We start from the raw sequence: 10972 nt of genomic DNA, 5'->3' as shown, positions 1-10972 counted from the left end.
CGGCGGGTGGCACTCGACCGCCGGCCGGTACCGACAGTACCTGTCCCTTCGATGGACAGCCTGCGTTTCGACGATGAAAGTTTCGAAGTCTTTTATGGCGAACAGGCCGGCGGCCTGACCCGCAGCGAGTATCGGCTACTGGAAACGCTGCACCGCAGCGCCGACGAAGTATTGAGCAAAGCCTTCCTTTATCAACAGGTGCTGCAGCGCGGTTATGCGGCCCATGACCGCAGCCTGGACATGCACATCAGCCAGATCCGCCGCAAGCTCAAAGCCATTGGTTACACCGAGCGCGAAGTGCGTACGGTCTGGGGCAAGGGCTACATTCTGAGTGCCGCCGATGAAATGTAACTTGCCGGGCAGGCATTCGTTGTTCTGGAAGCTTGCTTGCCTATTGGTGGCGTTCTGTTTGCTGATGATCTGGCTCAGTTGGTCCTGGGGACGCTACATGGAGCAGCGCAACCAGTTCCTCTCGGATGAAGCCCGAGGCACCCTGACGCGCTATGCCGCCGAGGCTGAGCAAGCATGGCACCGGCGACAGAGCGCCGGTGTCGATGACTGGCTGCAAGGCATGTCTCAGCGGGAAAAAGGCTGGGTCGGTGTCATCGGTGGTGATTTGCAGTCCTTGAGCAACCAGTCGCTGACGGACAAGGAAGTCGAACGCCTGACTTTTTTGCGCGGCCTCGATTGGCCGGTCCACAAGAAAGGCCGGCCGTGGATGCGCGTACCGTTTCCCGGCGACCCTTCCGCCGGCAGCCTGGTGATCGAGTTACCCGAGCGCTTCGTACCCGGGCATTATCGGGTGTTCTGGCGGGTGATCACTAACGGCGTGATTCCGGGATTGTTCACCTTGCTGTTGTGCGTCGGGCTGTATCGCCTGCTGGTGGTGCCACTCAACCACCTGCGCGCACAGGCCAACGCCTGGCGTGCCGACCAACTGAGCGTACGGCTGTCGACCCGAACCACCAATCGATCGGATGAGTTGGGTGAATTGGGCCGGGCGTTCGATCACATGTCTGAACGCCTGCAAAGCACCGTGGCGTTGCAGCAGCAACTGCTGCGCGACTTGTCCCACGAGTTGCGTACGCCTTTGAGCCGCCTGCGGGTGGCCAGTGAAAGCGAGCAGGGGCTGCAGCCATTGCGCGAACGCATCGGCCGTGAGGTCGATGGCATGCAGCGCCTGGTGGAGGACACGCTGCAACTGGCGTGGCTGGACACCGAGCGCACACCACTGCCCGACGAAGCGATCCAGATCCAGGCCCTGTGGGAAATGCTCACGGAAAATGCCTGCTATGAAAGTGGCTGGCCCGATACGCAGTTGCAATGCACAGTGGATGCATCCTGCTGGGTTCGCGGTCATCTCAACACCCTGGCCCAGGCATTGGAAAACATTCTGCGTAATGCGATTCGACATTCACCCTGCGGCGGCGTTGTTCATCTCGGCGGACGGCGTGATGGTGATTACTGGCACCTGTGGCTGGAAGATCAGGGCGGTGGGGTGGCGGAAGCTGACCTGGAGCGGATCTTCCTGCCGTTCACGCGCCTCGACGGCTCACGACCTGGTGATGGCGGGTTTGGCCTGGGGCTGAGCATCGCCAGGAACGCGGTGCAGCGTCAGGGCGGAAAGCTTTGGGCGCAGAACACCGGGAGCGGGTTGCGGATGAATATGCGGTTGCTGATTCATGCGTCGCCGGTTTAACCGGCGATGTTAAGATTGTTGTTTTGAGATAATTTGCAATATTTTCACAGGGCATTCTCTGCATAAAACTCTCAAGGTTTAAAAATGGGTGGCGATATCTAGCTTGAGAATAAAATTCTGGGAGATGTTTGATGAATATTAATTACCAAGCCTTGTCGATGAAGTCGGATGCCTATTTCATCAAAAACCCTCTTGAGGTGACTAACAGTTACACAAAGACGAATGCCGATGACGCTGTTGATGTCTTGAAACTTAATGACAAGCTTTCACTTGAAGAGCTGAAGGATTCACTCAAGGGGTATGATTTCACGTCAGTCAGTACTTATGAACTTGCCATGGTTGGCTCTTTGCTTCGTGAGAACGGTCTGATAGATAATTATGTATCGATCATTTTTACATCAGGCAGTATGGCGACGGATGAAAATGGCCATCAAGCTGGAGCAGACGTTAAGTTCAACGCAATAGCCATGCTCAATCAGATGCTTGAGGACAGGCTGGCGCATGGCACAACCGAAGGCGCTGGCTTTCATGAATTCACCAAAGGCCTGATTCGAGCAAATCATGTCTTGGGCGCGCTCTCCTATTTTGCGAGCTCAGTTCAAAGCGACCTATCCGTCAGCATTCAAGCTTGAGATCACAGGTGCCCAGGAGTAAAGCCTATGGGCACCGGCAATCTTACAGCTTATCGTCCATAGCGCGTAGTGCCGGAGTAACCTCTGGCCACGTTATGTTCGTTTACATGGCGAACCCGATAGGTACCTAGCGCTCCAAGTGTGGAAACAGTGCTGCGGTTGCCACCGTCAACGTGCTTCCAAATTGAACCATCCAGTTTTTCAATTACAAGATTTGGTGGGGAACCAAGCCCCAAGCCTGTAATGGTGGAAGTAATATTTGCTTGTCGACAACCATTTGCACTCGTGATGGTGAATGGTCCCTGCACAACAATGTTTGAGTTTGCAGGTACGATGCCGCTATAAGTGTTTTGAATATAAGTGCATGCGGCAGAAGCTTGGCCCGCCGCAAGAATCAGAGCGGCAAAGGGGAGTGCAAGTAAAATCTTCATTTGTTTTCTTCCTTGAGGTAGCGCCATCTTGGCAAAAGTGGAGTGCTGAGCGTTGCGTACGAATTGTCGTGTTGCCCAGCACCCTATGAACAGTCAGTTGTGTTGTTTTGCTGTTCATTGAAAAAGATTATCTGCTACTTCAGATATGTACTAGTTCATGTATGTCGTTGCAGGTTGCGGGAAGTTTCCGGTGAGCACATTCTTTTTTCCTACAGAAGAGTGCATTTTCTGACAGCGATTTATTACCGGTTGTTTTTCAGGAGGGGGGAAAGCTGCGACAGGTGTCCGAGGCTCGCCCGTGAAAAGGCCGCTCATCCACCTGAAATCTCCCTTATTCCCATAAACCATAAGCACCACACTTTGCGTGATATGGCCTGGGAACGTTTGCCGGTATGATAGGTGCCCCCGCAGTCTGGATTGCGAATACGCCATGACCTTGCAGTACCCAACCATCGCCGATTGCGTCGGCAACACTCCGCTGGTCCGTTTGCAGCGCCTGCCCGGCGCCACCAGCAATACCCTTTTGCTCAAGCTCGAAGGGAACAACCCGGCGGGTTCGGTCAAGGACCGTCCGGCGCTGTCGATGATCACCCGCGCCGAACTGCGCGGGCAGATCCACGCTGGCGATACGCTGATCGAAGCGACCTCGGGTAACACCGGGATCGCCCTGGCCATGGCCGCTGCGATCAAGGGTTACAAGATGATCCTGATCATGCCGGACAACTCCAGCGCCGAGCGCAAGGCCGCCATGACCGCCTATGGCGCCGAGCTGATTCTGGTCAGCCAGGAGCAGGGCATGGAAGGCGCCCGTGACCTCGCGCAGAAGATGGAAGCCGAAGGTTGCGGCAAGGTGCTGGATCAGTTCGCCAACGGTGACAACCCCGAGGCGCACTACACCACCACCGGCCCGGAAATCTGGCGTCAGACCCAGGGCACCATCACCCATTTCGTCAGCTCCATGGGCACCACCGGCACCATCATGGGCGTGTCGCGCTACTTGAAAGAGCAGAACGACAACGTGCAGATCATCGGCCTGCAACCGATGGAAGGCTCGGCGATCCCGGGTATCCGCCGCTGGCCTCAGGAGTACCTGCCCAAGATCTACCAGGCTGACCGCGTGGACCGGATCGTCGACATGGCGCAAAGCGAAGCCGAAGACGTGACCCGTCGTCTGGCCCGCGAAGAAGGCATTTTCTGTGGCGTGTCCTCGGGCGGTGCCGTGGCGGCAATGCTGCGCCTGTCCAAAGAAGTTGAAAACGCGGTGATCGTCGCGATCATCTGCGACCGTGGCGACCGTTACCTGTCGACCGGCATTTTCGACGCGCCCAACTGATGGCCAAACATGAAAGAGGCTTGCGCTTCCAGCCCACCGGCGGTAGCAAGGTCCCGCAAATCCCGACTGGCAAAAAGCAGCGCCTGAGCATCGAGCGCCTGGCCAATGACGGTCGCGGCATCGCGTTTTTCGAAGGTCGCACCTGGTTCGTCATCGGCGCGTTGGCCGGTGAAGAAGTCGAGGCGCGGGTGCTCGGTGCCCACGGCAAAGTGGTCGAGGCGCGCACCGAACGGGTATTCAAGGCCAGCGAAATGCGCCGCCCGGCACCGTGCGCCCATGCCGGCCGTTGCGGCGGTTGCAGCGTGCAGCATTTGCCTCACAACGAACAACTTGCCCTGAAACAGCGCATGCTCGCCGAGCAATTGTCCAAAGTCGCCGGTGTCGAGCCCGAGGAATGGGCCGCGCCATTGAGTGGTCCGGAGTTCGGCTACCGTCGTCGCGCCCGTGTCGCGGTGCGCTGGGACATGAAGGCGAAAAAACTCGAAGTCGGTTTCCGTGCCGCTGGCAGCCAGGACATCGTGGGCATCGATGACTGCCCGGTGCTGGTACAGCCCTTGCAACCAATCATGGCCAGCTTGTCGGAGATGCTGCGGCGCTTGAGCAAACCCCAGGCACTCGGGCATGTGGAGTTGTTCAGCGGCTCGACACTGGCCGTGTTGCTGCGGCACATGGCGCCGTTGTCCGACGCCGACCTGAGCATCCTCAAGGATTTCTGCGCGCTCCATGAAGCCCAGTTGTGGCTGCATGGCGACGGTGAACCGCAACCGGTCGAGGTCGATCAGTCGTTGGGCTATCGTCTTGAACAGTGGGATCTGGAGTTGGCTTACCGGCCAGGGGATTTCATCCAGGTCAACGCCGGGGTCAACGAAGCGATGGTCGCCCAGGCATTGGACTGGTTGAAGCCGACAGCGGATGAGCGCGTACTCGATCTGTTCTGCGGCCTGGGCAACTTTGCCCTGCCATTGGCCAAGGCCGCTCGTGAAGTGGTGGCGGTCGAAGGCGTGCAGGTGATGGTCGATCGGGCAGCGGCAAATGCGGCTAGCAATAATCTGCATAACGCGAAGTTTTTTCAGGCCGATTTATCCCAGCCTTTGTCGGGCGCTGAATGGGCCGCCGAAGGCTTTTGTGCGGTACTCTTGGACCCACCGCGAGACGGTGCTTTCGAGGTTGTGCGCAAGCTCAAGACCCTGGGCGCCGAACGGTTGGTGTACGTGTCGTGCAACCCGACAACTCTGGCGCGCGACACAGTCGAATTGATCAAGCAGGGCTACCGGTTAAAACGTGCCGGGATTCTCGATATGTTTCCTCAAACGGCACATGTCGAGGCCATGGCGTTATTTGAAGCGAGCTAGGATGCTCGTCTGGTCCGACTGGCCCGCCCGTGCAGCCGCGCACCCAGCCCGACGTGGGCGCACGGGCAACGAAGGTCAGCGATTTGACGCATTGAATCTGCGTCGTAGGGAAGGTAAGCAAGATGGTACAGGTGAGAGCACACCAGCCGATCAACACCGACGGCAGTATCAATCTCGAGGCTTGGCTCGATCATGCAGTGAGTGTCGATCTGGCACTGGATCGCGAAGCCTTGAAAGAGGCCTGCGAGTACGCTCGCGAGGCTGAGCAGCAAGCCAATGCGGCACAGAATCTGTGGTCGGAAGGGAACTCCACGTTCCGTACCGGCCTGGAGATCGCCGAGATTCTCGCCGATCTCAAACTCGATCAGGATTCACTGGTCGCCGCGATCCTGTATCGAGGCGTGCGCGAAGGCCAGATCAAGTTGCCGGCCGTCAGCCAGCGCTTCGGTCCGGTGGTGGCCAAACTCATCGACGGCGTGCAGCGCATGGCCGCGATCAGCGACAGCCTGAGCCCGCGCAAATCCCTGGTGCTGGGCACACAGGGCCAGGTGGAAAACCTGCGCAAGATGCTGGTGGCCATGGTCGACGACGTTCGCGTCGCCCTGATCAAACTGGCCGAGCGTACTTGCGCCATCCGTGCGGTGAAAACCGCCGACGACGAAAAGCGCAACCGCGTGGCCCGTGAAGTCTTCGACATCTACGCACCACTGGCCCATCGCCTGGGTATCGGTCACATCAAGTGGGAACTGGAGGACTTGTCCTTCCGTTACCTGGAGCCGGACCAGTACAAGCAGATCGCCAAGTTGCTCCATGAGCGGCGACTGGATCGCGAGCGCTTTATCAGCGATGTGATGAGTCAGCTGAAGAACGAATTGCAGGCCACTGGCGTCGACGCCGACATCAGCGGCCGGGCCAAACACATCTATTCGATCTGGCGCAAAATGCAGCGCAAGGGTCTGGAGTTCAGCCAGATCTACGACGTGCGCGCCGTTCGTGTGCTGGTGCCGGAAATGCGCGATTGCTACACCGCGCTCGGCATCGTCCACACCCTGTGGCGACACATTCCGAAAGAGTTCGACGACTACATCGCCAACCCCAAGGAAAACGGCTATCGCTCGCTGCACACGGCGGTGATCGGGCCCGAGGGCAAGGTGCTGGAAGTGCAGATCCGCACCCACGCGATGCACGAAGAAGCCGAGCTCGGCGTATGCGCGCACTGGCGCTACAAGGGCACCGACGTCAAGTCCGGTTCCAATCACTACGAAGAGAAAATCTCCTGGCTGCGTCAGGTGCTCGAATGGCACGAAGAGCTTGGCGACATCGGTGGCCTGGCGGAACAGCTGCGGGTCGATATCGAGCCTGACCGGGTCTACATCTTCACCCCGGACGGTCACGCCATTGACTTGCCGAAGGGCGCGACCCCGCTGGACTTCGCCTACCGCGTACACACCGAAATCGGTCACAACTGCCGTGGCGCCAAGATCAACGGGCGTATCGTACCGCTCAACTACAGCCTGCAAACCGGTGAACAGGTCGAGATCATCACCAGCAAGCATGGCACCCCGAGCCGCGACTGGCTGAACCCGAACCTGGGTTACATCACCACGTCGCGGGCGCGGGCGAAGATCGTTCACTGGTTCAAATTGCAGGCTCGTGACCAGAACGTCGCGGCCGGTAAAACGCTGCTTGAGCGCGAGCTCAGTCGCCTCGGTCTGCCGACGGTGGATTTCGACAAGCTGGCTGACAAGGCCAACATGAAAACCGCCGAAGACCTGTTCGCCGCCCTCGGCGCCGGGGATTTGCGCCTGGCGCAACTGGTCAACCTGGCGCAGCAACTGGTCGAGCCGGAGCGTGGCAACGAACAGCTGGAACTGATTCCACGCAAGGCTACCGGCTACAAACCGGGCAAGCGCGGCGATATCCAGATCCAGGGCGTCGGCAACCTGATGACCCAGATGGCCGGCTGCTGCCAGCCATTGCCGGGCGATGCCATCGTCGGTTACATCACCCAGGGCCGCGGCGTGAGCATTCATCGCCAGGACTGCGCCTCGGTGCTGCAACTGGCCGGGCGTGAGCCCGAGCGAATCATTCAGGTCAGCTGGGGGCCGGTACCGGTGCTCACCTATCCGGTGGACATCGTCATCCGCGCCTACGACCGTTCCGGTTTGCTGCGTGACGTCTCGCAGGTGCTGCTCAACGAGCGGATCAACGTGCTGGCGGTCAACACCCGCTCGAACAAAGAGGACAACACCGCGCTGATGTCCCTGACCATCGAGATTCCGGGACTGGATGCATTGGGGCGATTGCTGGGGCGAATCTCCCAGTTACCGAACATCATCGAAACCCGGCGTAACCGGACACCATAAGACATGTAGGAGCGAGCCTGCTCGCGATGGACGTTAACGATGACGCGAGCAATCAGGTTAAACGCGCCGTCCTCAGGTTCTTCGCGAGCAAGCTCGCTCCTACAAAGAGCGGGCAGAGATTGATCGATGTATAGCCTTGAAGATTTATTGCACCTGATGAACCGCCTGCGCGACCCGCAGTACGGTTGCCCATGGGACATCAAGCAAACCTACGCCACCATCGTCCCGCATACCCTTGAAGAAGCCTACGAAGTCGCCGACGCCATCGAACGTGGTGACTTCGATCACTTGCAGGGTGAGCTGGGCGATCTGCTGTTCCAGGTGGTTTATTACAGCCAGCTGGCTCGCGAAGAAGGGCGCTTCGAGTTCGCCAGCGTGGTCGACAGCATCACCCGCAAGCTGATCCGCCGTCACCCTCATGTGTTCCCTACTGGTGACCTGTATGCGCCGCTGGATGTCCCGCGCCTGAGTGAAGAGCAGGTCAGGCAGCGTTGGGAAGAGATCAAGGCCGAGGAGCGCTCGGAGAAATCCTCGGCACCTGAGCAGCTGTCATTGCTCGATGATGTTCCGGCCGCACTGCCGGCGCTGTCCCGCTCGGCCAAATTGCAGAAGCGCGCAGGGCAGGTCGGCTTCGACTGGCCGGACGCCTTGCCGGTACTCGATAAAGTGCGTGAAGAGCTCGATGAAGTCCTCGAAGCCATGTCGGAAAACGATCCCGAGGCCGTGGCCGACGAGATCGGCGACCTGCTGTTTTCCGTGGTCAATCTGGCGCGGCATCTCAAGGTCGATCCGGAAACCGCATTGCGTGGCGCCAACGGCAAGTTTGAAAGACGCTTTCGTTTTATCGAACAGGCATTGCGCGACACCCGTCGTCCCATGGAAGATTGCACCCTCGAAGAGTTGGACGCCTTGTGGGGCGAAGCCAAACGTCAGGAAAAGAATTTGCCCAGCTGCGGTTGAGCCGTGGCCTAAGTGAGTAATAAGCACCATGAGCATTTCCCTTCGCGACCAGTTGCTCAAAGCAGGGCTGGTCAACCAGAAGCAGGCCAAGCAGGTCAGCAAAGACAAGCAGAAACAACAACGCCTGGCCCACAAAGGCCAGGTCGAGCTGGATGACTCCCAGCAGCGCGCGGCGCAGGAAGCCATGGCCGAGAAGGTCAAGCGCGACCAGGAACTCAACCGCCAGCAGCAGGAGAAAGCCGAGGCCAAGGCTCGTGCCGCGCAGGTCAAGCAACTGATCGAAGTCTCGCGCCTGCCGAAACTGACGACCGAGGATTACTACAACTTCGTTGATGACAAGAAGGTCAAGCGCATCTCCGTCAACACCCTGATGCGCAACAAGCTCAGCAGCGGTTCGCTGGCCATCGTGCATCACGCCGGCGGCTATGAAGTGATTCCGCGCGAGGCGGCGTTGAAGATTCAGGAGCGCGATCCGCAGCGCATCGTGCAACTGAACGTCAAGACAGAAGAGGTCAGCACCGAGGATGATCCATACGCGGCCTATCAGATTCCTGATGATCTGATGTGGTAACAGATTCAATGCTCTAGCGGGCTTACATGTTTGCTAGTAATTTGCATGATTTATACATTGAGCCCGAAAGATTGTATCGATACGATCTTTCGGGTTTTCTTTTGCCAGGAAATAATATCCTTTTATAAGGGTGTTTGTGTCTGTGGGGAAACAAATGGAATGACCTTTAGTATCTAAGGATGGAATAAATGCTTGTAAGTATCGCTTCGTTACGCCAACCCACTTTCAAGTCGCAGTTTTCACAGCCGCGACTGCCCGGACAATCCATTCGCGATTATCTTGACGATGAACTTGTCGCTCGTGCCGAGCTTGTACGCCGAAAAATCAAGATCGCTGCAAAAGCTGCTCGCGAGGATCATGGCGCGACCGCTTGTGTTTTCTTTACCCTGCCTGAGTTCTTCTGGAACATTCCATGGCGCGAGGTTCGCAATGAAGAGGAACTCCATGAGCTGAACTCTGCCTATCTGGAGAAAGTACCAGCGTGTATAGCGTTATTGATGACCGAACTGCCAATGAAACGCTATGGCAAGATCGTCTTGCTGGCGGGAAGCTGTGCGACACTAATCAAAGTTGGAGAAGGAGAATCGAGTTATTACGATGTTATTAATTACTTGCTGGCGATCACCAATAAAGAATATGAAGTCGATATGCCTTTGATGTCGATGTGGCCAAAGCGCCATGTATCAGGTACCGATTTTGGCAAGCACCTGGCTTCGGATAGAGACTTTTGGCTGTTCAAGATTTCCGAGGAAATCGAAGTCAGGGTGAAGAAGCTCAGCAGCGTGCGGGCTGAACACAGTTATTTCGGTGGTTATGAAGGGAGGTTCATCAATAGCCTCGTCAATGGCTGCCCTTTTGCAATCAACTTGTGCCTGGATTACTACAGTCTGAAAGAAGGCGAGCGCGACATTCAAGTTGAGCTGACGGAGGCAAAAATCGATTTCCTGATCGCCTGCGGCATGAGTTTCGATTATGCCAAGCGTCATCCGTCATCGCTGCAGTATTCGATCCGTAATGACGGAATGGGCGATGGCGAGGTCGAGGTGGTCAGGCTTCAAGCGGGCTGGATTGTTGAAAGTGTCCCCTCAGTGCCAATCGAAGACGACCTTCATTTGACGTTGATCGAGGTTGTCTGATGTGGATGCAGCCTGCCCGGCAGGAAGGGGCAGGCTGCACGGTGGTGGAGTCTGTTCTCAACCGGTTGCGAGCTGGCGTTTACGCTCGAGCATTTCCAGCTCGGCCTTGTAGTTTTGTGCGTCGGTCTCGGAATGGAACATCCCGACCAGCAGGTCTTGTTGATGCACGTCCCAGATCCGGATACCGGCGGCTACACCCTCGTGGGATTTATGTGAATCGTCGCGTTCAGTTACTTTTACAGTCATCTGCTAGCTCCAATCTCTGTTATCTGCAGCAAGGCATGTGCAGGCCTCCGTTATATGTTTTGTTAGCTTGCTAAGTAAACGGTTCGAATTGGAAACGATCTTTTGCAAAATCGGAGAAAATCCCGCAGGCCTTCATATCTGCGGCATTGCGTCGCAGGCCGCTGCGTTTCATGACAAAAGCTTCATGTTCGCATTGAAGAATTGCGACACAACACAGGACCTGTAGCCGCAGGCTTCGCCAGCGGC

11 protein-coding genes are annotated in these 10972 nt (G+C 57.3%); 9 read left to right on the top strand and 2 right to left on the bottom strand.

The genetic code is table 11. From position 1 onward, the window contains the following. The 3 genes from PMI29_RS17225 to PMI29_RS17235 all read left to right on the top strand — a co-directional run. Positions 1–351: winged helix-turn-helix domain-containing protein (locus PMI29_RS17225; protein ID WP_007997172.1), on the top strand; the 351-nt coding region annotated here is incomplete at its 5' end. Continuing rightward, positions 341–1699 (top strand): sensor histidine kinase, encoded by a 1359-nt coding sequence (locus PMI29_RS17230; RefSeq protein WP_007997171.1) that lies wholly within the window; start codon positions 341–343, stop codon positions 1697–1699. The genes PMI29_RS17225 and PMI29_RS17230, both read left to right, overlap by 11 nt. Positions 1700–1830: 131 nt before the next feature. Further along, positions 1831–2331 carry a hypothetical protein gene (locus PMI29_RS17235; RefSeq protein ID WP_007997170.1) on the top strand — a complete coding sequence of 167 codons (501 nt, stop codon included), beginning with the start codon at positions 1831–1833 and terminating at the stop codon, positions 2329–2331. Positions 2332–2381: 50 nt separating this feature from the next. Here the strand turns inward: PMI29_RS17235 and PMI29_RS31960 are convergent, their stop codons facing one another. After that, positions 2382–2762, bottom strand: coding sequence for a hypothetical protein (locus PMI29_RS31960; RefSeq protein ID WP_157221361.1), 381 nt, complete (start codon positions 2760–2762; stop codon positions 2382–2384). Positions 2763–3192: 430 nt separating this feature from the next. Here PMI29_RS31960 and cysM point away from each other — a divergent pair, with 430 nt between their 5' ends. The 6 genes from cysM to PMI29_RS17265 all read left to right on the top strand — a co-directional run bounded on the left by cysM (position 3193) and on the right by PMI29_RS17265 (position 10480). Next, a complete protein-coding gene (cysM, locus tag PMI29_RS17240; RefSeq protein ID WP_007997169.1) occupies positions 3193–4095 on the top strand; it encodes a cysteine synthase CysM in 903 nt (300 codons plus the stop codon). After that, positions 4095–5447 carry a 23S rRNA (uracil(1939)-C(5))-methyltransferase RlmD gene (gene rlmD / locus PMI29_RS17245; protein WP_007997168.1) on the top strand — a complete coding sequence of 451 codons (1353 nt, stop codon included), beginning with the start codon at positions 4095–4097 and terminating at the stop codon, positions 5445–5447. The genes cysM and rlmD overlap by 1 nt, the downstream gene beginning before the upstream one ends. 122 nt (positions 5448–5569) lie before the next feature. Continuing rightward, the gene (gene relA / locus PMI29_RS17250) at positions 5570–7813 is read left to right on the top strand and encodes a GTP diphosphokinase (protein WP_007997167.1); all 2244 of its coding nucleotides are present in this window, start codon (positions 5570–5572) and stop codon (positions 7811–7813) included. Between the two features lie 126 nt (positions 7814–7939). Further along, on the top strand, positions 7940–8773 hold the full coding sequence (gene mazG / locus PMI29_RS17255) for a nucleoside triphosphate pyrophosphohydrolase (RefSeq protein WP_007997165.1): 834 nt from the start codon (positions 7940–7942) through the stop codon (positions 8771–8773). A 28-nt stretch (positions 8774–8801) separates the two neighbouring features. Continuing rightward, a complete protein-coding gene (locus PMI29_RS17260) occupies positions 8802–9344 on the top strand; it encodes a DUF2058 domain-containing protein (protein WP_007997164.1) in 543 nt (180 codons plus the stop codon). 188 nt (positions 9345–9532) lie between these two features. Further along, a complete protein-coding gene (locus PMI29_RS17265; RefSeq protein WP_007997163.1) occupies positions 9533–10480 on the top strand; it encodes a hypothetical protein in 948 nt (315 codons plus the stop codon). A 57-nt stretch (positions 10481–10537) separates the two neighbouring features. Here the strand turns inward: PMI29_RS17265 and PMI29_RS17270 are convergent, their stop codons facing one another. Then, entirely contained in the window at positions 10538–10726 is a 189-nt protein-coding gene (locus PMI29_RS17270; protein WP_007997162.1) for a hypothetical protein, read from the bottom strand. Positions 10727–10972 lie beyond the last annotated feature (246 nt).

The organism is Pseudomonas sp. GM49 (assembly GCF_000282355.1).
GTDB lineage: Bacteria > Pseudomonadota > Gammaproteobacteria > Pseudomonadales > Pseudomonadaceae > Aquipseudomonas.
Note: the sequence above shows the minus strand (reverse complement) of the source record. Positions and strands in the feature narration are given on the sequence as shown.